The 22,522-nt window shown below is 73.1% G+C and carries 17 protein-coding genes; 9 read left to right on the top strand and 8 right to left on the bottom strand.

All coding sequences use genetic code 11. From position 1 onward, the window contains the following. Positions 1–62 precede the first annotated feature (62 nt). Positions 63–2,237, bottom strand: coding sequence for a serine/threonine-protein kinase (locus ACGFR7_RS04185; RefSeq protein WP_393312755.1), 2,175 nt, complete (start codon positions 2,235–2,237; stop codon positions 63–65). 314 nt (positions 2,238–2,551) lie between these two features. On the opposite strand from ACGFR7_RS04185, the gene ACGFR7_RS04180 reads away from it, so the two are divergent. After that, positions 2,552–3,598 (top strand): hypothetical protein, encoded by a 1,047-nt coding sequence (locus ACGFR7_RS04180; RefSeq protein ID WP_393312753.1) that lies wholly within the window; start codon positions 2,552–2,554, stop codon positions 3,596–3,598. Positions 3,599–3,766: 168 nt separating this feature from the next. Here the strand turns inward: ACGFR7_RS04180 and ACGFR7_RS04175 are convergent, their stop codons facing one another. Together ACGFR7_RS04175 and ACGFR7_RS04170 are read right to left on the bottom strand one after the other, a co-directional pair. After that, complete coding sequence (locus ACGFR7_RS04175; RefSeq protein ID WP_393312751.1) at positions 3,767–4,459, bottom strand: HAD family hydrolase; 693 nt, start codon at positions 4,457–4,459, stop codon at positions 3,767–3,769. A 125-nt stretch (positions 4,460–4,584) separates the two neighbouring features. Then, complete coding sequence (locus tag ACGFR7_RS04170) at positions 4,585–5,835, bottom strand: helix-turn-helix domain-containing protein (RefSeq protein WP_393312749.1); 1,251 nt, start codon at positions 5,833–5,835, stop codon at positions 4,585–4,587. Between the two features lie 801 nt (positions 5,836–6,636). Between ACGFR7_RS04170 and ACGFR7_RS04165 the strand changes: the two genes are divergently transcribed. Together ACGFR7_RS04165 and ACGFR7_RS04160 are read left to right on the top strand one after the other, a co-directional pair. After that, a complete protein-coding gene (locus ACGFR7_RS04165) occupies positions 6,637–7,299 on the top strand; it encodes a response regulator (protein ID WP_393312747.1) in 663 nt (220 codons plus the stop codon). A gap of 131 nt (positions 7,300–7,430) precedes the next feature. Continuing rightward, positions 7,431–8,726, top strand: a complete 1,296-nt coding sequence (locus ACGFR7_RS04160) for a sensor histidine kinase (protein WP_393312745.1) — start codon at positions 7,431–7,433, stop codon at positions 8,724–8,726. A 154-nt stretch (positions 8,727–8,880) separates the two neighbouring features. Here the strand turns inward: ACGFR7_RS04160 and ACGFR7_RS04155 are convergent, their stop codons facing one another. Beyond that, a complete protein-coding gene (locus tag ACGFR7_RS04155) occupies positions 8,881–9,255 on the bottom strand; it encodes an STAS domain-containing protein (RefSeq protein ID WP_159471014.1) in 375 nt (124 codons plus the stop codon). 463 nt (positions 9,256–9,718) lie between these two features. On the opposite strand from ACGFR7_RS04155, the gene ACGFR7_RS04150 reads away from it, so the two are divergent. Together ACGFR7_RS04150 and ACGFR7_RS04145 are read left to right on the top strand one after the other, a co-directional pair. After that, positions 9,719–10,417, top strand: coding sequence for an RNA polymerase sigma factor (locus ACGFR7_RS04150; protein WP_393312743.1), 699 nt, complete (start codon positions 9,719–9,721; stop codon positions 10,415–10,417). Continuing rightward, entirely contained in the window at positions 10,414–11,751 is a 1,338-nt protein-coding gene (locus tag ACGFR7_RS04145; protein ID WP_393312741.1) for a zf-HC2 domain-containing protein, read from the top strand. The genes ACGFR7_RS04150 and ACGFR7_RS04145 overlap by 4 nt, the downstream gene beginning before the upstream one ends. 249 nt (positions 11,752–12,000) lie before the next feature. Here the strand turns inward: ACGFR7_RS04145 and purU are convergent, their stop codons facing one another. Both purU and ACGFR7_RS04135 read right to left on the bottom strand, forming a co-directional pair. Next, the gene (gene purU / locus ACGFR7_RS04140; RefSeq protein ID WP_129294640.1) at positions 12,001–12,891 is read right to left on the bottom strand and encodes a formyltetrahydrofolate deformylase; all 891 of its coding nucleotides are present in this window, start codon (positions 12,889–12,891) and stop codon (positions 12,001–12,003) included. Positions 12,892–12,923: 32 nt separating this feature from the next. After that, a complete protein-coding gene (locus ACGFR7_RS04135) occupies positions 12,924–13,436 on the bottom strand; it encodes a hypothetical protein (RefSeq protein ID WP_393314141.1) in 513 nt (170 codons plus the stop codon). A 117-nt stretch (positions 13,437–13,553) separates the two neighbouring features. On the opposite strand from ACGFR7_RS04135, the gene ACGFR7_RS04130 reads away from it, so the two are divergent. Continuing rightward, entirely contained in the window at positions 13,554–14,906 is a 1,353-nt protein-coding gene (locus ACGFR7_RS04130) for an ABC transporter substrate-binding protein (RefSeq protein ID WP_393312739.1), read from the top strand. A gap of 39 nt (positions 14,907–14,945) precedes the next feature. Here the strand turns inward: ACGFR7_RS04130 and ACGFR7_RS04125 are convergent, their stop codons facing one another. Then, a complete protein-coding gene (locus ACGFR7_RS04125; protein WP_393312737.1) occupies positions 14,946–16,868 on the bottom strand; it encodes a hypothetical protein in 1,923 nt (640 codons plus the stop codon). 328 nt (positions 16,869–17,196) lie between these two features. Beyond that, positions 17,197–18,591, bottom strand: coding sequence for a transcriptional regulator (locus ACGFR7_RS04120; RefSeq protein ID WP_393312735.1), 1,395 nt, complete (start codon positions 18,589–18,591; stop codon positions 17,197–17,199). A 449-nt stretch (positions 18,592–19,040) separates the two neighbouring features. Here ACGFR7_RS04120 and ACGFR7_RS04115 point away from each other — a divergent pair, with 449 nt between their 5' ends. From ACGFR7_RS04115 to ACGFR7_RS04105, 3 genes are all read left to right on the top strand, one after another. After that, on the top strand, positions 19,041–19,724 hold the full coding sequence (locus tag ACGFR7_RS04115; protein ID WP_393312733.1) for a bifunctional DNA primase/polymerase: 684 nt from the start codon (positions 19,041–19,043) through the stop codon (positions 19,722–19,724). 315 nt (positions 19,725–20,039) lie between these two features. Beyond that, positions 20,040–20,819: an ABC transporter ATP-binding protein gene (locus tag ACGFR7_RS04110; protein WP_393314139.1), complete on the top strand. Its 780-nt coding sequence runs from the start codon at positions 20,040–20,042 to the stop codon at positions 20,817–20,819. Beyond that, positions 20,816–22,459 carry a transporter gene (locus tag ACGFR7_RS04105; RefSeq protein WP_393312731.1) on the top strand — a complete coding sequence of 548 codons (1,644 nt, stop codon included), beginning with the start codon at positions 20,816–20,818 and terminating at the stop codon, positions 22,457–22,459. Before ACGFR7_RS04110 ends, ACGFR7_RS04105 begins: the two co-directional genes overlap by 4 nt. Positions 22,460–22,522: the final 63 nt, after the last annotated feature.

The raw sequence follows: 22,522 nt of genomic DNA, 5'->3' as shown, positions 1-22,522 counted from the left end.
GGGGCTGGTCTGGGACGACCGGGGCCCCGGGTCACACGATCACGGCCCCGGTCACGCCCCGGTCACGCCCCGTTCGGCCGGAACGCGTCGAGCGCGGTGTCGAAGTGCCGCGCGGCCTCGGTGCGCGCGCCGACCGGGAAGGAGATCCACACGTCGATCATCCGGCCGCCCTCGTCCCAGCTGAGGTCGTAGGTGCAGCGGGGGCCGCCGTCCTGCGCACCGCCGTCCCGGACGAACTCCCAGCGCCCGGCCCTGAACCCGTGGTGGGTGGTCTCGGTGACCCGCCCCTGACGGTAGCCGCGGTAGTGCGCGGGACCCTCCGCGTCGGCCGTCCGCATCGCCCCCAGCGGCCCTTCCGGCACCCGCTTCCGCAGCTGGATGCCGATCCGCAACCGTCTCCCCTGCGAGGAGTAGTAGACGCGGCCCGTCTCGTACGAGCGGGTGAAGCCGGCCGGTACGGCGAGCACAAAGCCGGCCGGGTCGTGGACGAGCCGGTAGCCGGCGGGGATCGTGCCGGTGGCCCCCGGGGCGGGCGACGAGGTGACCGTGACGGTGGGCTGTGCGCCGCCTGGGCCGGGACCGAGGCCGGGAGTCCGCGCGGGCCCCGGTCCCGGCCTCGCGTCCGAGGCCTGCGGGGACCGGCCGCCGGTTGCGCCGCCGGTTGCGCCGCCGGTTGCGCCGTCGCTCCCGTCCGGGTGCATCAGCAGGACGGCGAGGCCCGCACCCGCGCCGCCGATCACCACCACCGCGAGCGCCACCAGCAGGACGGTGCGGAGCCGGCCGGTGTGCGGCCGGGCGGCCGCCGCCAGCGCCCGGTCGTCGAGCGCGGCACGGATCGGCGCACCCGGGGCCCGGCCGCCCCCGCGCCCGCCCGGGCACCCGCCCGGCTGCCCGGCGCCTCCGCGGCCGTCTTCACCACCGGCTTCATCGCCGCCTCCGCCTTCTTCACCACCGCCTCCGCCGCCGTCGCCGCCTCCGCTCCCGCTTTCGTCTCCGGTGGGCGCACGGCCGGGGCCGGACGGGGCAGCGGACGGCGTACCCGCGGCCAACGGAGCCTCGCTGGGCGGGTGTTCACTCGGCAGGCCGTCGCCGGGTCCGTCGTACGGGGAGGCGTGGGCGTCGGGCCCGGGGTGATGCGGGGCGCGAGGCCCTCCGGAGCAGGGCCCGGCCGGCCCCGGCGGCCCGCTCGCGCCCGCCACGGCCTCGGCGGCGCGGCCCACGGCCCCGCCACCCCCCTCACCCGCGCCGCCATGACCGTAGTCGCGGCCGTGACCGTGGCCGTGGCCGTGGCCGCGATCATGACCACCTCCGTGACCACTCCCGCGGCCATGACCGTGAGCACGACCGGCCCCCTGGTCGCCCGCCCCGCGCTCCGGAGAGCGGCCCGACCGCAGATAGCCCCGTAACAGCCGCTCCGTCTCGGCGACCCCCAGCCGGCGCTCCGGATCGCGCTCCAGCAGCCCCTCGACGACGGCGCGCAACGCCCGTGCGGCCTCCGGGAATTCGATGTCCTCGTACACCACGGCATGCAGCACACCGCCCAACGAGTCGCGGTGGAACGGCGAGGCACCGCTGAGCGCGGCGCACAGCAGCACCCCGAGCGACCAGAGATCGGCCTCGGGCCCCGTGCCGCTGCCTGACATCCGTTCCGGCGCGGTGTATTCGGGTGAACCGACGAAGCCGCCGGTGTCGGTCAGCGTGGTGACACCGGGGACCTGGGCGATGCCGAAGTCCGTGAGCACGACCCGGCCGGTGCCCGACTCCATCAGGACGTTGGCGGGCTTGATGTCGCGGTGCAGCACCCCGCGGGTGTGCGCGGCCCGCAGCGCGCCCAGCAGCGCGACACCGATCCGGGCCGCCTCACGCGGCGCGACCGGCCCGCCGCTCTGCAGCCGGTCGGCCAGCGACAAGCCCTCCACCAGCTCCATCACGATCCACGGCCGGCCGTCCTGCTCGACGACGTCATGCACGACGATCACATTCGGGTGCTTGATCCCGGCGACCGTCCGCGCCTCCCGCATCGCCCGCTCGCGCTGCACCCGCGGCTCCGGCCCGCTCGCGCCCTGGCCCGCGCCCTCCTCCACGCCCTCGTCCAAGTGCAGTTCCTTCACCGCGACTTGGCGGGCCAGCAGCTCGTCGGTGGCGCGCCAGACCGTCCCCATACCGCCGCGGCCCAGCCGTACTGCCAGGCGGTACCGGCCACCGATCAGCCGGCCCTCGCCCCCGAAGATCCCCATGAGCCCATCTTCCCGCACCGGCCCCCCACGGGAAGGGCGTCACCTCGGGGACCGGCCAAGGTCGCCCGGGACCCGACGCCGCCCCGGCCCGCCCTGATCCCCGTCCCCACGGAGGCAGTTGCCGCCCTGCCCCGTGGAGGCAGTTGCCGGCCTGCCCCCGTGGAGGCAGTTGTCCGGCGGACCCCCGGGAACCCCGGTCCGCACGACACACGGGGTGGAACCTCCACCTGCTCTTCCACCGTCCTTGACACAGTGAGGCTGTCGTACGGGAACAACCGGTGCGGTGGCCACGAGAAGCGGATCGGGGGTCGGTCATGGTGATGCAGGACGGTGGAACGGTGGATGTCCGTCCGGGCCCCGATCCGGGCCGGGCCGCCCCGGAGCACGGCGGCGCCTACCGTACGACCGCCCTGTTCCTCGCCCTCTACTCCGGTGTGCTGCTCGCCTGGACGGCCTACGGCATCGCCCAAGGGGACGGCAACGTCTGGGACTTCCTGGAGGGCCTGTTCGACCCGGGCGCCTCCCCCACGACCCAGATCCTCGGCCCGTACGAATGGGCCTTCACCGTCGGGTTCCTGGTGATCGCCGGGCTGGCACTGGCCCGGCGACGGGTGGCGCGCTCCGCGGCGCTGCTGTCCGGCTGGGTGCTGCTCGCCGTCTCCCTGCGGGAGGGCGTGGGCCTCTTCGACGCCGCCTACCGCGACCTGTACGGCAACGACCCGCTGGGCGGCTGGGTACTCGCCACCCGGGGGCTGGGGCTGGTGGTGGCACTGGTCGTGCTGTGCACGATGCTCCCGGCCACCGAGCGCCGCCGCGGCGGGCACCCGTCGACCCCGGCGGCGGACGGCCCGGAAACCTGGCGCCGCCGCCCGTCCCGGATCTGCGGGGTGCTGTTCCTGCTGATGTGCCTGGCACGCCTCGGCTGGCTCGTCGGCGATCTGGCGACCCCCGAGGGGGACATGGGCCACTACCTGCATGACGCGGTCGACGGCTCGGTGCTCGGCACCCTCGATCTGGCGGCGCCCATCCCGTTCACCACCGTCGGATCGGTACTCGCCCTCCTCGTCCTCGGGGTGCTGGCCTTACGAGGACGACGGGAAGTGCGCGGCGCGCTCCTGGTGTTCGCCGCGCTGGAGCTGTACATCACCGTGCGGACGGTCGTCCTGCTGACCGTGACGGACTTCTTCAACCGCTCCTTCGAAACCCCCCAGGGCGCCCTGTCGCTCGCCACGACCGCCTACGCCCTGGCTGCCATGACCTCGGTGGTCGTCCTGGCCACCGGCCGCGGCTTCGGCCCGTACGGCGGCATGCGGACGGAGGGGTTGCGGGCGGCGGCGGTGGGACGGGGCGGGGGCCTGTAGGGGGCGGGGGCGGGGCGCCGTGCGCGGTCCGCGGGGGCTGAGCGGGCGCGCCGTGCAGGGGTGTTGTGCGCGCCATGCAGGGGACCGCAGGGCTCGTGCGCGCCATGCAGGGGCCCGCAGGGGTGTCGTGCGCGAGCTCGAAGAGGACGGGTCAGCCGGCCGGCGGTGTCACGCCCCGGCTTCCTGACCCAGCCCCCTGGCCCAGTCCCGCAATGCGGGGTCGGCCAGGCTGTCACCCAGCCAGTCGTGGTCGAGGCCGGCCCCCGGAAGGGACGGTACGACCGCGACGTAGAGCCCGGCAGCGCGCGCCGAGGCGATGCCGGTGGCCGAGTCCTCGAAGGCGACGGAACGCTCCGGGGCCGCACCGAGTGCCGCGCATGCCGTGAGGTAGAGCTCCGGTGCGGGCTTGGGGGAACGCACCTCGTCGGCGGCGAACGAGTGGGTGAAGCAGTCGGCGAGGCCGGCCGACCGCAGCGCGGCGTCCAGCAGTTCCCGGGGGCTGTTGCTGGCCACGGCGACGGGGACGGCCGCCCGGCAGGCACGAACCAGGTCTCTCGCCCCGGGCAGGGCCGCGGCGCCTCGGGAAAGCTCCTTGCGGACCCTTTGGAGGAGTTCGGCGGCGAGTTCGGCACCGGCGTCAGGGCGCCCGAAGTACTGCGCCATGGCCTCTCCGGCGGCCTCCACGGTGCGGCCGATGACCAGGGCTTTCTGTTCCGGCCCGAAGGGGTGGCCGTGCGCCGCGAAGATGGCCGTTTCCGCCACGGTCGCGCAGGCCTCGGTGTCGACCAGCAAGCCGTCGCAGTCGAAGACCACGGCCTCGGCGCCGGTGGGGAGCGGACGCATACGGATGTCCTTGATCATGAGCGATCACACTAGAGCGAACCCGCCGGAACGTCCAGATATTCTGCCCGGAATCGGGCAGAAATGACCGTGTTCGCCGCCGGGCTTGCGCCTCTTCGGTCGGCTCGGGGCCGACGCGGTGAGCGTCAGTCGTGCTCCCTGAGTGCATCCGCGAGCCGTCGCCCCTCCGGGGCTCGTCGGCGCAGCAGTACGGACGCCGTGGTGTGCAGCTCGTTCCACGCGTGGGGGCGTCCGATGTCGGCCGCGTCGGGGACGGTCAGCAGGGCCGCGGTCAGGGCCTGTTCGGCCTCGTCCGCTGCCGCATGGGCATGGGCCAGGCAGGACAGGTACCAGGACCGGTCGCGGCGGTAACCGGTCGGCAGGGCATCGAGGCCCGCGGTGATGTGACGCGTGGCTCCCGGCCAGTCGCCGAGGTGCATCGCGGCCATGCCGCGCTGGAGGGTGAACCAGGTCTCGTCGTAGAAGTACATCCACGGCGGCTCGTCCTCAGGGCGCTGGGCGGCGCGGCTGATCAGGCCCTGGGCGTCGTCCGGCAGACGGTGGGCGTCGTCCGGAGCATGGCTGAGCGCATGCCCCCGGGCCTCCATCTGGGCGGCCATACCCTGCACACCCAGTGACGTATGCGGTGCCGACCAGCGGGCGGCCTCGGCGAGCCGTACGCACCGACTCCCCCGGCCTCCGGACCAGGCCATATGCGCCTTCATGCTGAGCGTGGTGGCGGCCATGTCGCAGTCCCCTGCCTCCAGGGCCCACTCGTGGGAGCGGTCGTACCACGCCAGTGCGGCGGCCGACTGCCCCTGATCCTGGGCCATCCATGCGAGGAACTGGGCGTGCTCGGCGGCGAGTCGGACCACCCGCTCCGCCAACGGTCCCCGCGCACCCCCATAGAGGTCCACCACGGTGCGGAGCTGCTGGCTCATCACCGCGACCAGCGGACGGGAGCCGATGAAGTCCTCGGCCCTTCGGTGTTCGGCCAGGAGACGGTCGAGCCAGTCCAGGGTCGCGGTGTCGACACGGTGGGAGCCGTCCACGGCATTGGTGACGCGTGAGAGCAAGTCCTCGTCAGGGGCGGTTCCGGAGAACGTAAGCCCTGGTACCGGCAGCGCCTCCAGGCCCGGCGCCGCGACCGAAAGCCGCTCCCGGGGGATGCCGAGCCCCGCAACGATGCGCTGCCGCACCTCCGCGGAGGTGACCCGGCGACGGCCGCGCTCAATCTCCGAGACATCCGGCTGGACCAGCCCGACCAGCTCGCCGAGTCTCATCTGACTGATACCGGCAAGCCGCCGGTACGTACGGAAGACGGCGCCCCAGTCTTCGTCGAAGAGGGCCGTCGCGAGCCGAGGGTGCGACCACAGGCCGGCATCAAAGTCACCCATGTTTCCAATGTAGGGCGGTCCTATAGGGAGTTGGGATGGGCGAGAACGACGGTCGGCGCGAGAGTCGAGCACGACGGGCCCCGCCGCCCCTGGCGGCCGGGGCCATGCCACCCCACGAAAGGCAGGTCGACGTGACCCACGCTCCCCCGTCCGCACCCCCCTCCGCACCGCCCCCCGGCTGCTCCCCTGGACCGGTCAGGACGGCAAACCCTGCTATCTCCTCACGGACCGGGATGACAGCCCGCTCTCCCGGCGCGCCGATCAGCTCGAGGCGCTGCAACTCAGGATGGGGGCGGGGCTGCTGGACCACGCGCGGACGCTGATCGATGACCCGGCGGTGGATGCGCGGCAGTTGCGGTTTTTGTCGGCTCAGCTCACTGCCGCGCTACGGGACGCCTTGCGGGTCACGCAGAGCCGCGGTGCGCGGTCAGCCGATGACGATAGCCCGTCTGACCTGGGGTTTTGAGGAGGCGCCAGGCCGCTTGCCGGGCGTGCGGGGGAGATCCCCCTCCGGAACGCCCCCGCACGCGCGAAGCGGCCGCCGCGTGTGGGGGTCGCGACGGCCGCCGATGTGAACTGCAACGCGTCCTGGGCCTGTGGCCTCTTCAGTGGTGCAGCATGTGAACAACTCTGCCCGCGGGGTCCTCCCCGCGGCATCCTCCAGAGGTCGCGGGCTCACCCCCGCCGCTCGGCGGGGGTGCGGGGCCGCCACAGGGCGGTCCCGGAGGGCGGGGAAGCGGAATCGCGCGACGACGGGCGGTTCGCGAGCTCGCATGGGCGCGAAGGAGAAAGGGGCGGCCGGTGATCCGTGTCGCTGTGGTGGACGACGAGCGGCTGGTCAGATCCGGACTGCGGATGATCCTGGGGACCGCCCCGGACATCGAGATGGTCGCGGACTGCGGCGGCGCCGAGGCCGTGGAGACCGTGCTGCGGTGCGCAGCCGATGTCGTGTTGCTGGACATCCGGATGCCGGACGTGGACGGGCTGACCGTCCTGCGCCGGCTGCGCGCCGCTCCGAAGCCGCCCGTGGTGGCGATGCTGACCACCTTCGACGCCCAGGAGTATCTGACGGCGGCGCTGCGTGCAGGCGCGGCCGGGTTTCTGCTCAAGGACTCCGATCCGGAACAACTCGTACGGGCAGTGCGGACGCTGGCGGCGGGCGGCAGTGTGCTCGATCCCGGGGTCACCCGTGCGGTGATCGGGGGCTATCTGACCGCCGAGGACCAGGTCGCCGCGAACCGGGCGGTGAGCGGGCTGACCCCGCGGGAGTCCGAGGTGCTGGCCCTGCTCGGCGAGGGCCTGGCCAACGCCCAGATAGCCGACCGGATGGGGCTCGCCCCCAGTACGGTCAAGGACCATGTGCGCGCCCTGCTCGGGAAATTGGGCGGGATCAACCGCATCCAGGCTGCCATCGTCGCCGACCGGGCCGGTCTGGTGACGGGCGCCCCTCGGGGGGCGTGGTGAGAAGCGGGGGCGGGAGCGGCAGAGGGACCGGCAGAGGGACCGGTAGGAGTAGCGGTTCGGTGGCGTCCGGCCCGCGGGCGCCCGGCAGCCGTGGGACGTCCGGCCGGGGCGCCCCGGCGCCTGGCACCGGCATGGGGCGGGCACTGACCCGCGGACCGGTGGGGCGACGGCTGCGCAAGGCCGCTCCGCCGGCGGTCCCCGTTCTGCTGGCGATCGCCGACGCGATGCTGGTCAACGGGATCGGACTCGACCTGGAAGTGGGCGTCTCGATGGCGGCGGCGGCCGCCCTGCTGATGCGCCGTCGCTTCCCGCTGCTGGTCTTCCTCTTCACCCTTCCCGGGCTCTACATCGGCTACATCTGGTTCGCGCCGATGATCGCGCTCTACACCCTGGCCGCCCGCCGCCCCGGCCGGGCGCTGCTCGGCGGCTGTGCGCTGCTGCTGATCGCCGCGCACTTCTTCCCGTATCCGATCTCCGACTTCGAACTCACCGCGTACCGGGAGAACACCCTGGTGCTGATCGACGCCAGCGTCACCTCGGCCGCGCCCATCGCCCTGGGGCTGCTGGTGCGCACCCGCCAGGAGCTGGCCTCCCGCGTCGAGGATCTGACCCGCAGCCTGCGCCGTGAGGACCGGCTGCTCGCCGACCGGGTCAAGACCACCGAACGTGCCCGGCTCGCCCGTGAGATGCATGACGTGGTGGCCCATCAGGTCAGCCTGATCAGCCTGCAGGCGGGGGCGGTGCAGGTGAGCACCGAGGACGCGGAGGCGCGCGCGGGTGCCAGGACGATCCGGGAGCTGTCCGTACGGACGCTGGAGGAGCTGCGGCACATGGTGGGCGTGCTGCGGGCGGACGGCGGTGAGGCGGCGGAGGCGCGGGACCTGGCTCCCCAGCCGGACCTGGAGGAACTGCCGCGGCTGATCGAGATGAGCGCGCTGGATGTGACGTACGAGCGGGGGGTGGTGTCCGGTGCCGGCGGGGCGAGCGGCGCGAAGACGGTGGAGCGCGCGGCCTTCCGCACGGTCCAGGAGGCGCTGACCAACATCCGCAAGCATGCTCCGGGGGCGCGGGTGCGGGTGCGGGTGGATCCGGTGGACACGGTCCGGGGCCCGGCGACGGACGGAGCAGAGGTGGCGTACGGGATGGAGGGGGCCGAGGCGGCGTACGGGACGGACGCGGCCGACGGGGCAGGGACGGCGTACGGGACGGAGACGGCCGACGGGGGCCGTACGGCGCGCGGGCTGCGGGTGGAGATACGCAACGGGCCGCCGGACGCGACGGCGACGGTCCCCGCGCTTCCCGGAGGCGGACACGGCCTGGTGGGGCTGCGCGAGCGCGCGCAGAGCCTCGGCGGAACGCTGGAGGCGCGGCGCACCTCCGACGGCGGCTTCGTCGTACGGGCGGAATTCCCGTACGGAGCAGGGTGAAGCGGGGTGAGGTGGGGCGAGCCACGGGGCTGGAGCAGCGGCCGGGTAGCGGGCCGGTTCCGGTGCCGAAGGCGTCAGCCCAGGACCTCAGCCCGGGGCGCGTCAGGCGGAGACGTCAGGCGGAGACGTCAGGCGGAGACGTCAGGCGGAGACGTCAGGCGGAGAGCGGTGCGGCGGCTTCGTCGACGGCGGTGCGCAGGTCCGGGTAGACCTCGAAGAGCCGGCGCACGCCCAGTGCGGCCAGCACCCGGTTGACGTGCGAGCCGTCCACCGCGCCCTGGGCGGGGAGGATCAGCCGCAGCCGCCCCTGGCAGGAGCGCATCAGCCGGCGGGCGGCGATCAGTACGCCGACACCACTGGAATCGCAGAACCGCACCTCGGAGAGATCGAGCACCACAGATCTCCGCCCGTCCGCCACCGCGTCGTGCACATGCTGGCGCACCGCCGGTGAGGTGACCAGGTCCATCTCACCGGACACCTGGAGTACGGCCCAAGGGCCCTTTTCGTCCTCTGCCACCTTCAACGACACGCGCTCGAAGCCTTTCGCTCGCTTTCGTACCGGATGAATACGGACCGCATCCGGAACTCATCCTTCCCCGCTCGACTGCCCGGCCCCTCTCCCCTGAAACTCTTCCGAATCCTTGGCGCAACAGGCAGTACGCCTAAGGCTATGCCCCGAAGGGTGCAGCTCTTCGCCGAGATCCGGTCACACACGGATAACGCATGGCCCCATACGGGCACGAACGATCCGCATCGATCCACTGCGATCGGGCATTATCGCCACAAAGCGAGGGCACCGGTCCGTCAGGGCTTTACCATCCCCGTACCCCTCAGGGCTCGGTTTGCCGCAAAGGAGCGTGCGTTGTCAGACCCGCGCATTACATTCGAGGGCACGGCGGGCCCTGTGACGGTGCACACAGGTCCGGGCATGCGGGTGCAGGAGTGACGGCTGAGGTGTGAGCCCGGAGGCGCCGGGCAGGGATGGGGATCCGATGGGACACGACGCCCCACCGCGGTGGGACAGGCGGATGCAGCAGCGGCTCGCCCACGGCGAGGCGGCCGCGCTGGGTGAGCTCTACGACCGCTTCGCCTCTCTGGTGCACAGCCTCGCCTACCGCGTCCTGGACGACGAGGACGCCGCCGACCGCGTGACCCGCGAAGTGTTCGGCTACGTCTGGGAGCACCCGGATTCCTATGACCCCAAGCAGGGCCCGCTGCGCTCCTGGGTCGCCGGCGTCACCCGCCATCAGGCCGTCCAGCGGCTGCGCCAGGCCGAGGCGGCCTCGGCGCGCGACTGCGGACCCGACGCCCCCGCGCCCGCCGAAATAGAGCAGAAGATCCGCGAGGCCTCCACCGCGGCCCGCGCCGACTTCATCGTCACGTCCATGCCCGCGCCGCTGCGGGCCGCCCTGGAGCTGGCGTACTTCCAGCGCCGCGACTACCGCCAGACCGCCGCCGACCTCGGCGTCACCGAGGACGAGGCCCGGCGCCGGCTCCGCCTGGGCCTGCAACTGCTGTCCACCGCCCACAACCACCAGGCCCTGCCACCCGCCCAGCGCTCCGCACCCGCCTCATCCCATGGGCCGCAGGCGCCGCGCACTCCCCGCGGAGCGCGCCCGCCGCACTCCCAGCACACCGGCCCGGGGACCTCCGCACCGCCCGGCGGCCCGGGAAACGGACGGTCGCGGTGAACGGCCCGGACGAATGGGACGGCCGCGAGCTGCCCGGCAGCCCCGGCGAACGGCCGCGGATACCCGCACCGCGCACCGCGGCCGAGGACCACGGCCCGCTCCCGGCCGACCCGCCGGTACCCGTCCGCGACCCGGCGTCGGACACCGGCGGCGGCCCCCGCGAACCGGAAGCCGAGCCCGTGACCGAGCTGCCCGCTGCCGTCCCCCTCCCCACGCCGGCGGCCGGCCCGCCGCACCGGATCCTCAAGTCGCTGCTCGGCGCCTGGGCGCTGTCGGCCTGCTCCGCAGACGAGACGGCCGCGGTCGAGGCGCATCTGACCAACTGCGCCTCCTGTGCGGACGAAGCGCTGCGGCTGCGCGATGCCGTCGGGCTGCTGCATCCCGCCGACAGCCTCGACCTCGATCCGCTGCTGCGCTCCCGTGTGCTGGAGGGCTGCCTGGGCCGCCGCCCGGCCCGTATCCCGGTGCCCGAGTGGGCGTCGCCGTACGACGCGGAGACCGCCAAACTGGACGCGCTGCTGCGCGACATGGGCGAGGCGGAGTGGCGCACTCCGGTGCGGCTGCGCTGGTTCGAGGGGGAGCGCCCGGTCAAACGGGAGTCCACCGTCGCCGGCGTCATGGGGCATCTGATGGCGGTCGACGGCCTGGTCGCGACGGCTCTCGGACTGCCCGACCCGCTCGGCACGACCGCCCCGCCGGGCGCCCCGAACCCTCTTATCCGTACGGAAACGTTCTGGCGGACGCCGGCCGAGGAGCACAGCCCGCTCGCCCTGCGCGCACCGTGGCGTGACCAGAGCTATGCGCTGATACGGCAGGTGTCGTTCGCCGGCGACAAGGTGGCCGAGCTCGCCGTGCCGTACGGGGATTTCCGGCTCGCGCTGCGCGACGCGTTCCTGGACCGCGCCTTCGAGTGCTGGGTGCATGCCGGGGACATCGCGGAGGCGGTGGACTATCCGTACGAGCCCCCGGCGTCGGCACACCTCCACCTGATGGTCGACCTCGCCGCCCGGCTGCTGCCCGGCGCGCTGGCCGACCGCCGTCGGGCCGGGCTGGCCGCGCCGCCGCAGCGGCTGGTCGAGGCGGGCGCCCCGGGCCGCACGCTCCATCTGGAGGTCGAGGGCAACGGCGGCGGGCACTGGTACATAGCGCTGGACTCACCGGCCGCGCTCGGCACCCCGGACCGCACCGTCGCCCATATCGCCCTGGACAGTGCCGAGTTCTGCCAGCTGGCCGCGGGCCATATCTCTCCCGAGGAGGCCGCGGCCGGACAGAACGGCGAGCGGGACGCGATCCGCGATGTGCTCTTCGCGACCGCGTCGCTGTCCCGCCTCTAGGGGCGGGCCCTGCCAGTAGGGGGGCGTCGAACGTGTCCCGTAGGGGGTCCGAGTGCCCCCTCGGGGCCACAACGTGAGAGGTGCGGAGGGTATTCCGCGGCGGAGGCATTCCGCGGCGGAGTGCCTTCCGCGTCGGAGGCATTCCGCGATGGAGCGCCCTCCGCGTCGGAGGTGTTCCGCGGCAGAAGGTGTTCCGCGGCGGAAGGTATTCCGACGCGGAAAGCACTCCGCGGCGGCGGGACGGCGCGCCTACGCGAAGACGACCGTCCGGCTGCCGTTGAGCAGGACCCGGCGCTCGCTGTGCCACTTCACGGCCCGCGCCAGCGCCTGGCACTCCACGTCCCGGCCGATCGCCACGAGCTGGTCCGGCGTGACGTCATGGCCGACGCGCTCGACCTCCTGCTCGATGATCGGGCCCTCGTCGAGGTCGGCGGTGACGTAGTGCGCGGTGGCACCGATGAGCTTCACCCCGCGGGCGTGCGCCTGGTGGTACGGCTTGGCGCCCTTGAAGCTCGGGAGGAAGGAGTGGTGGATGTTGATGATCCGGCCGGACAGCGCCTTGCACAGGTCGTCGGAGAGCACCTGCATATAGCGGGCGAGCACCACCAGCTCGACGTTCTCGGCCTCCACCAGCTCCAGCAGCTGCGCCTCGGCCTGGGCCTTGGTGTCGCGGGTGACCGGGATGTGATGGAAGGGGATGTCGTACGAGCCGACCAGCTCGGCGAAGTCCGTGTGGTTGGAGACCACGGCCGCGATCTCGACCGGCAGTGCGCCGATCCGGGAGCGGAAGAGCAGGTCGTTGAGGCAGTGCCCGAACTTGGACACCATCAGGACGATCCGCATCTTCTCGTCGGCCCGGTGGATCTGCCAGTCCATGCCGAACGAGTCGCCCACCGCCGCGAAGCTGGCCCGCAGCTTGTCGACGCTCACCGAGGAGTCCGCGCTGAAGTGGACCCGCATGAAGAACAGCCCGGTGTCGTGGTCGCCGAACTGCTGGCTGTCCTCGATGTTGCAGCCGGTGATGAAGAGGTAGCTGGACACGGCGTGCACGATCCCCTGCTTGTCCGGGCAGGACAGGGTGAGGACGTACTGATCGTTCCGATCGTGCTGACCGGGCTGGGTGGGCTGCGACTCGCTCATGACCTCATAGGGTCGCACACCTGCCGGGCAGGTCAGGCCGGGGCGTCGGCCTGACCGGTCATGATGGCCAGCACCTCCAGCGAGCGCGGAGCGGCGTCGGGGTCCTCGCCGTCCGCCGTCGCCAGCTGCACATGGGCCTCCCGGGCCGCGTGCACGGCCTCCGGCCAGCCCTGGTGCTCCAGGTACGCGGTCACCGGAGCGTCCGCGCCGACCTGGTGCATGATCCGCAGCACCCGGAGCACGGCGGCATCGACGAGCTGCGCCTCCCGGGAGTCCCGGAAGATCGTGCCGACGTACTTCTCGGCGGACCAGTTGTCCAGCCAGGTGTCCTCGACGAGGCGGTAGACGGCGTCGGTGACATCTCCGTACCCGGGCACGCCGGCCAGCCAGGCCTCCTGCTGGAAGGCGGGGTCGGAGAGCATGTGCAGCGCGGAACGCACATTGCTGCGCCAGCGCCACCACGGCATGTCGTTGAGTGGCATACCGCCCATGGTGGTCGAGCGGCGGCCGCGACGGGAAGACTTCTCCGAACCTTGCACAGCAATCGATCGTACGTTCTTCACCAACGATCTCAAGCGGCCCCCCGGAGTTCACCTCTACGTCACCGACCATTGCCTCGTCGTCACCAGCCCGTTCCGGGCAAGACGGAAGGCTGCTGTGCCATGACCGGACGGCGACGCCCCTTCCCCCGCCCCTTCTCCTCGGTTCCCGCGGCCGCCACCGCTTCGGCGGCGGCGTGTACGGCGGTCCTCGCGTCACTGCTCTCGGGCTGCGGCTCGCCCGCCGGGGCGGCGGGGGATTCCGGGGACAAGGCGCCGATCACGGTGATGACCTGGGCTCCCGAGGGCACCAAGGCGACCAATATGCCGGGTATGCCGGCCATGGCCCAGGCCTACGCCCGCTGGGTCAACTCCCACGGCGGTATCCGGGGCCACCACCTGAAGGTGCTGACCTGCAACGAGCAGAACGACTCGGTGACCGCGGCGCATTGTGCCCAGCGCGCGGTGAGCGAGGGCGCGGTCGCCGTCGTCGGCTCGTACAGCCAGTTCGGCCGGTCGTTCATGTCGCCGCTGGAGGTCAAGGGGATCCCCTTCATCGGCGGCTACGGGGCCTCGGACGAGGAGTTCGAGAGCCCGCTGTCGTACCCGATCAACGGCGGCCAGGCCTCCCTGCTCGCCGGCAACGGCCGCCAGCTGGCCCACGACTGCTCGCGCGTCGCGCTGGTCCGGCCTGACACCATCCAGGGCGACCAGATGCCGTCCCTGCTCAACTCCGGCCTGCAGAGCGGCCACCGGCACCCGGCCAAGGACATCAAGGCGCCCGAGGACGGTACCGACTACTCGTCCGAGGTGAACCGCGCACTGGACGGCGTGGGTGCCGACCCGGCCGTCCACGGCACCTCGGCGGCCGGCGGCAAGGTGCCGGGATCCTGTGTGGCCGCCTCGCTCGGCGACCACACGGACGCGTTCTTCGACTCGTTCCGGCGGCTGCAGGAGGGCCGTCCCCAGGTGCGGGTCGCCTCCGTCCTGGGCAGCGTCGGCCAGTCGCTGCTGAACCGTACGGGCGGCAGCGCCGGGCCGCTGGAGGACGCGGACATCACCGGCTGGTACCCGGTCGCGCACGATCCGCGCTGGCAGCCGATGCGCAAGGTCATCAACGACTTCGCCTTCGACGACAACCGCATCGACCCCGCCGACCAGGGCGTCCAGACGACCTGGATCGCCTACACCGTCCTGCGCGCCCTGATCGGGCAGCTCGACGACGCGGGCGTGGACGACATCACCCCGCACGCCCTGCAGACGACGCTGGACCGCGGTGACCACGCCATCGACACCGGCGGACTCACCCCGAAGCTGCGCTGGCGGGACGACGACATGCTCGCCGTCCAGGACTTCCCGCGCATCGTGAACGGGATGGTGACCTACCAGGTCGTCAGGGACGGCGAGTTGATCGCCGCCCAGGACGGCTTCGTGAATGTCACCAAGACCCTGGAGCGGCGTCGCACGGACAGCTGATACCGCCGCCGCCGGCCCTGCCGCTGCCCCTCCCGCCGCTCAGAGCTGTTCGGGGCGGCGCTCCGTCAGGCCGTACTTCTTGGCGAGCGGGTTCCAGATCTGTGCCGCCTGCTTCTTGGCCGTGGTCGCCTGGCCGCTGGCCACATTGCCCTGGGCGGTCTGCCCGCTGAGCCGGGCCTTGCCCTTGTGGCAGCCCTTCTTGCTGCCGACCTGGCCGGCCCAGGCCGCGTAATGGTTGTCCGCGGCCGCCGAGGACTGCCAGGCCTTGGTCAGCATGGCGGTCAGCTGGGCGTGGTGGGGGATCTTGTCGACGGGCAGCTGCTGCAGCCGCTTCACCAGGTCGTTGCGCTGGCCGGCCGCGGCGCGCAGGTCCTTGGCCGCGCCGCCGAGGTTGCTGCAGGACTTGATGCTGTTGACGGCGCCGATCACCGAGGAACGGCTGTTGTTGCTGTCGCCCAGCAGCGCGTCCAGGCCCTTGGCCTGCGCCTCGGCCGGATCGGCGGACGGCTTCGGCTGCTCCGAGTCCTTGGCCGCCTTCGTCGTACCGGCTCCGGCGTCCTGCTTCTTCGCGGCGGGCTCGTCGCTTCCCCCGCTCAGCGCCCAGCCGAGGCCGAGGCCGGCCCCCGCGAGCGCCACGATGACGATGCCGACGATCACGGCAGGGGCGAGCTTGCGGCGGCCGCCGCCGTCTCCGTCCTGCGAGGCCTGCTGGTCGTAGCCGCCACCGGGCGGGAACTGCTGGCCCGGGTACCCCTGGCCCGGCTGTCCCTGGCCCTGGCCTTGGTGCCCCTGGCCCTGCCGGCCGTACGGCGGCCGGCCCGGGTCCTCGAAGCGCGGCAGCTGCGCGGTGGAGTCCGGGGCACCGGTCTGGCCGGGTGTGCCAGGACCGTCGCGGAACAGGCCGTCGAACTCGGCGGGGGTGGCACGGTCGCCGGGCGCACCGGGGCGGACGCCGTACGGCGCGCCGGGCGGCGGGGGCGGTGCGGCGGCGCCGACCGGCGGGGGCGGTGCGGCGGCGCCGACCGGCGGGATGAGCTGGGTGGCCTCGGCGTCGCCCGCGGCCTGGGCACCGGGCATCGGCTGCGGCATCGGCTGGGCCTGGGGCCTGACCCCGTTCGGCTTGATGGCGCGCAGCATCGTGGTGGATTCGTCGGGCGTCTCGGGCCGTGCGCCCGCCTCGGGCGGCAGCGGCGCGGCACCCGGGCCGCCGGACTGCCCGTCGAATCCGGACTGCTTGCCGAAGGGCGGGATGAGCGCGGTGGCCTCCGCGTCGTTCGCGGCGGGCGGCAACGGCGCACCGGTCTGCGGGGTCGCCCGCACCAGCTCTCCGGACGGGCCCTGCGGCGGCTGCCCGTACTGCTGCTGAGGCTGCTGCTGGGTCTGCTGAGGCTGTTGGGCCTGCTGAGGCTGTTGGGCCTGCTGAGGCGGCTGGGGCGCCTGCTGTGGCATCGAGGGCGGGAGCGGCGGTACCGGAGGCCGGCCCTGGGACGCCGCCGGGAAGCCCTGGCCCCCCTGCGACGGCTGCGGCTGCTGCGGCTGCTGCGGGGCGGGCGCCTGGGAGGCCTGGGGGTGCTGCCCCTGCTCCGGGGCGTATCCCTGCGGACCCTGGCCGTATCCCTGCTGCCCCTGGCCCTGGGCATGCGCCTGCGGCTGAGGCTGCTGGTACCCCTGGCCGTACGTCTGCGCCTGCTGCGGGGCGGACACCTCGCCGTACTGGGCGGACGCCTCGCCGTACTGGGCGGACGCCTCGCCGTACCGGCCGGGCGCCTCGCCGTACCCCTGCTGCGGGGCGGTCGCGGTCTGCGGGCCGGGTCCCCAGGGCTGGCCCCACGGCTGCCCGGCCGGCGGTGCGGCCTGCTGGTCGGGCACCCACGGCTCACCGTTGGCGGGCAGCACAATGCCCTCTCGCGCGGGACCGGCCGCAGAATTCTGCGGGTCGTGACCCTGTCCGCTCTGCGTCACCGTGACTCCTACCAACGTGCAGACCTACGGAATCGTCGGCTGCACGCTACCGGGTCGCAGCAACGTTCGACCACGTCGCCTGGTCACCACCCCGATCCGCCCCCGATCCGCCCCCGGAACGCACCGGGCGGGCCCGGTGCGCGGCCCGCCCGACGGCATACGACATACCCGACGCCGCACAACAAAGCCGCACAACGACGGGGCAAAGCCGTACAACGACGCCGCACAACGACAGGCACGGCGACGCCTTACGACGAAGCGGCCGCCCCATCGCCGTGCCGCAGCCGCTCCCGCGGTGAGGCGTGGCGCACGCTTCCCGCGGCGCCGCTCACGCCGCCGTGGCCCGCAGCTCCAGCCGGCCGCTGAACTCCCGCACCACCGGTTCGTCCCGGAAGGGCTCCAAACGCAGCTGGAAGTCCTCCAGATACTCCGCGCCGCGGTCCGAACGCAGCCCGCTCAGCAACTCCAGCGCCTGGGTGCCCGTATGGCAGGCCTGCTCCACCTCCCGCTGCTGCGCCTGGGCACCGGCCAGCAGCAGCAGACCGATGGCCCGCCGCCGCGCCCGGCCTTCCGGGTGCCCGTCCAGCGCCTCCTGCGCCCGCTGCCCGGCGGGCCCCGGCTGCCCCAAGTCACGGTGGCAGTGGGCGAGTTCATCGGCCAGATACGCCTGGTCGAAGTGCGAGATCCAGACCGGGTCGTCGCCTGCCTCGGCCGACGCGTCGGCACGCTCCATCGCGGCGACCGCCCGTCCGGCCACCACCTGGAAGGCCCGTCCGTCGCCCATCAGGGCATGTCCGCGCGCCTCCGCCGCGCAGAACATCGCCTCAGCCCGCGGGGTGACATGGCCCCTGGCACCCTCCTGGGCGGCGCGTGCGAGCTGGGCGATCTCCCGGGGATTGCCCAGCGAGGCGGCGAGATGGCTCATGCTCGCGGCCAGGACGTAGCCGCCGTAGCCGCGGTCGCCGGCCGCCTGGGCCAGCCGCAGCGCCTGGATGTAGTAGCGCTGGGCGAGGCCGGGCTGGCCGGTGTCGACGGCCATATAGCCGCCGAGTTCGGTCAGCCGCGCGACGGCGGCGAAGAGTTCCCGCCCGACGGACTCGCGGTACGAACCGGCCAGCAGCCCCGAGACCACGCTGTTGAGGTAGTGCACGACGACCGGCCTGACATGCCCGGCGCCGAAGCGGTGGTCGAGTTCGCTGAGCGCCGTGGTCATGGCGCGTACCGCCTCGACGTCCGAGATCCCGACCCGGGCACCGGCGTTCCGGGCGACCTGGCTGTCCGCCCCGGTGATCAGCCAGTCGCGGCTGGGCTCGACCAGGGCGGAGGCCGCGACCGTGGAACCGCTGAGGAAGTCGCGCCGCCCGACGTCACTGCGCCACAGCTCGCAGACCTGCTCGATGGCCCCGAGGACGGTCGGCGAGAACTGCAGCCCCACTCCGGAGGCGAGGTTCTTGCCGTCGGCCATCCCGATCTCGTCGATGGTGACCGTGCGCCCCAGTTTGCGCCCCAGCGCCTCCGCGATGACGGCCGGAGCGCGGCCCCGCGGCTGCTGCCCGCGCAGCCATCTGGCCACGGAGGTCTTGTCGTAGCGGAGGTCGAGACCGTGCTCCGCACCGCACATGTTGACGCGGCGGGCGAGCCCCGCGTTGGAACAGGCGGCTTCCTGGATCAGCGTCTGCAGCCGTTCGTTGGGCTGTCGTGCGACGAGTGGCCTGGCGGCCATGCATGTACCCCCTGTGTACCGCTGTGCGTTCACCGGCGAACGCCGTTCCTCGTGATCGATTCCCCGGGAATATGCCGGATATCCGAGAGATCCGGGATATGCCCGATAGGAGAGATCGGAGTGATACGCACTTTGCAGCGGATGCTCAGTTGTGAGCGTTTCAGGCCCTGTCCGGAGCATCCCCGGTGCGCAGCGCTCGTTCACGAGTAGGGAGGGTGCGCGGTGCCGTGCACAGATCGCGGCGCCGCCGAGCCGGGCTCCCCCGGGTGCACTTCGGCCTGCCGCCGGGCGGCCTCTCCGCCCGTCAGGCAGGTGGCTACCCGCTCCCCGGACCCCGCCCGCATATGCGCCCCCACCGGTGCACCCATGCGCCCCAGGTGCGAGAACGATGCGCCGGGGGGTCCACCGTCCGGCCGTAACCCTTGGTGACACCGGAAGTTGTCCTCAGCGTGGAAGAGACCATAGGAGTCACAGGTACCTCGCAGATCCCCGGGCAGCGCGGCAGGCAGCGCGGCGAGGAGCTGCTCGAAACTGCGGTGCGTTACGCCGAGGAACGGCATTGGGACGTGTTCCCCGGCGCATGGCTGGAACACGACGGCGACACACTGCGCTGCTCGTGCGACGCCGGTGACTGCGCGGCGCCCGGCGCGCACCCGACCGCCCCCGGCTGGGCCGGACAGGCCACCGGCAGCGCCACCGCCGTCCGCCGGATGTGGAGCAAGCAGCCACGGGCGTCGATCCTGTTGCCGACGGGCCGGGCGTTCGAGGCGCTGGACGTCCCCGAGACCGCGGGCTGTCTGGCGCTGGCCCGGATGGAACGGATGGCGCTGCCGCTGGGACCGGTGACCCGCACCCCCGGCCGGCGGATGCTCTTCCTCGTCCTTCCCGGCGCCTCGGTGAAGGTCCCGGCGCTGGTACGGAGCCTGGGCTGGGCGCCGGCCGCGCTCGACCTGATCTGCCGCGGCGAGGGCGAGTACATCGCCGCGCCGCCGACCCGGGTGGGCGCGCACGGCTCGGTGCAGTGGGCGCGCCGCCCCACCGCCACCAACCGCTGGCTGCCGGATGCCGAGGAGCTGATCAGCCCGCTCGCGTACGCCTGCGCACGGGAGGCGGTCGCGGCCCGGGGGCGCTGATCCGGACCGGACGGGTCCGCTGATCCGGACCGGCCGCGTCCACTGACCCCGGGACGCCCATCGCCCGGCGGCCTCCCGTACCCGGTCGTATCGTGGGGTCCCTGACGGGGGCCAGGACGGCCTCTGCGGGGACGTCGAAGGGCAGGGCCGGTGGCGAACGAGCCGGAAGACATCGAGCAGCATCTCGATCAGCACCTTGATCCGCACGTCGATCGGCGCGTCGATCCGCACCTCGATCGGCAGGCCGGGTCGGCACCGCCGGAGCACCCCTCGGCCGCTTCTGAGGGCGGGGCGGCCGGGGCCCCGGGGGGCGCCGTGGCCGGCCCGCCCGCCGTGCGCATCCAGGGACTGTGGAAGAAGTTCGGCGAGCAGATCGCCGTCAACGGCATCGATCTGACGCTGCCGGCCGGGCGCTTCATCGGTCTTGTCGGCCCCAACGGCGCGGGCAAGACCACCACGCTCTCCATGGTGACGGGCCTGCTGCGACCGGACGCCGGGCTGGTCGAGATCGGCGGGCACGACGTCTGGCAGGACCCGGTGTCCGTCAAGTCCCGGATCGGGGTGCTGCCCGAGGGTCTGCGGCTCTTCGAACGGCTCTCGGGGCGTGAACTCCTCGGCTATATAGGCCGGTTGCGTGGTCTGCCGGGCGACGAGGTCGACAAGCGGGCCGGGCAGCTGCTGGATGTGCTCGATCTGGCGGGCGCCCAGCGCAAGCTGGTGGTGGACTACTCCACCGGTATGCGCAAGAAGATCGGGCTGGCGGCGGCGCTGCTGCACAACCCCGAAATCCTCTTCCTCGACGAGCCCTTCGAGGGCGTCGACCCGGTGTCGGCGCAGACCATCCGCGGTGTGCTGGAGCGCTATACCGCCTCCGGGGCGACCGTGATCTTCTCCAGCCATGTGATGGAGCTGGTCGAGTCGCTGTGCGACTGGGTCGCGGTGATCGCCGCAGGGCGGATCCGTGCGGACGGTCCGCTCGCGGAGGTCCGGGGCGCGGCGCCCTCGCTGCAGGACGCGTTCCTCGAACTCGTCGGCGCACGGGATCGCGGTCCGGGCGCCGACCTCGACTGGCTGGGCGGTGGCGGCGCCCGATGAGCACCGAATCCGCCGTGGCGACCGCGGGACAGGGCGCCGCCCCCTCCCCCTCCCTGACCGGCGTCTTCGTCCGGCTGAAGCTGTCGCTGCTGCGCAACGGGCTGCGGCAGTCCACCGGGCGCGCGCTGGCGTATATCGCGTCGGTCATCGTCGGTCTGCTGTTCACCGCCGGCGTCGTGCTGGGGCTGATCGCGCTGCGCGGCACCGCGCATGTCGGCGCGCTGGTCGTTCTGCTCACCGGAATCCTCACCCTGGGCTGGGCGGTGATGCCGCTGTTCTTCCCCACGGGCGACGAGACGCTGGATCCGACCCGGCTGGTGATGCTGCCGCTGCGGCCGCGGCCCCTGATCGTGTCGCTGCTGGTGGCCTCGCTCGTCGGCATCGGCCCGGTCGTCACCCTCGCGCTGGCGACCGGCTCGGTGATCGCGGTCGCCGACGGCCCGGCCGCCGCGGCCGTGGGCGTGGTGGCCGTCGTCCTGGTGGTGCTGGTGTGCGTGTCGCTGGCACGGGCGGTCGCCACCGCGTCGGTGCGGCTGCTGACCAGCCGCCGTGGCCGTGATCTCGCCGTACTGGGCGGCCTGTTCATCGCCCTCGGCGCCCAGGCCATCAACATCGCCGCCCAGAAGCTGGGCCGGCCGGACGGCCTGTCCGTCTTGGAGCCGGTGGGCGAGGTGCTGCGCTGGGTGCCGCCGTCCTCGGCGGTCAGCGCCGTCGAGGACGCCGGAGACGGGGCGTACGGGCGGGCGCTGGCCGGCCTGGCGCTGGCGGCACTGGCCCTGGTCCTGCTGCTGTGGTGGTGGCAGCGCACCCTGACCACCCTGATGACGGCCCCGGACTCCTCGACCCTCCAGGCAGTGGAGAAGGACAGCGCACGCCGGGCCGGCACGAGGGAGCGAGGGCTCGGGCGGCTGCTGCCGGACGGGCGGACCGGCGCGGTCATGCTCCGTACGCTGCGCTACGCCTGGCGCGACCCCAAGTCGAAGATGGCGTGGGCGACCGCGCTCGGCGTCGGCCTGCTGTTGCCGGCCGTCTCGGCCGCGCAGGGCAACGGCAGCATCTATACGTCGTTCTCGGCGTCGGCGCTGCTCGGGTCGCAGATGTACAACCAGTTCGGGCAGGACACCTCGGCGTTCTGGATGGTCGCCTCGACGATCGCCACCCCGCGGGACGCCTACCGGGAACTGCGGGCGCGTGCCTGCGCGCTGGCGCTGGTCGCCGTCCCGTACGTCACGCTGGTCGTCGCCGGCACCGCCGCCGTCATCGGGCCGTGGTCGGACTTCGTGGAGGTGTACGGGCTCTCGCTGGCCGTGCTGGGCGCGCTCATGGCGACCGGGGCGCTGTCGTCGGCGGTCTTCCCGTACTCGATCCCCTCGGAGGGCAACAAGAACGTCGCGCCGGGACAGGGCGCGATCGCCTGGTTCAGCCTCTTCGGCGGGGTGCTGGTGGGTGCCGTGCTGTGCGCGCCGCTGCTGGGCCTGACCATCTGGCTGCACGTCGCCGGTCTGCACACGCTGCTGTGGGTGCTGCTGCCGGTCGGCGCGGTCTACGGCGTGGGCATCGCGGAGCTGGGACTCCGGGTGGCGGCGCCCCGGGTGGCGCGGCGGCTGCCGGAGATTCTGGTGGCGGTCAGCAAGGCCTGAGAACACGCGCCGGACGGGGGCGCGCCGGACGGGGGCGGCCCGGTCCGGCGCGCCCCCACCTCC

It is taken from the genome of Streptomyces sp. NPDC048516 (assembly GCF_043199875.1).
Lineage (GTDB): Bacteria > Actinomycetota > Actinomycetes > Streptomycetales > Streptomycetaceae > Streptomyces.
This window is presented reverse-complemented; position numbering and strand designations above follow the sequence as displayed.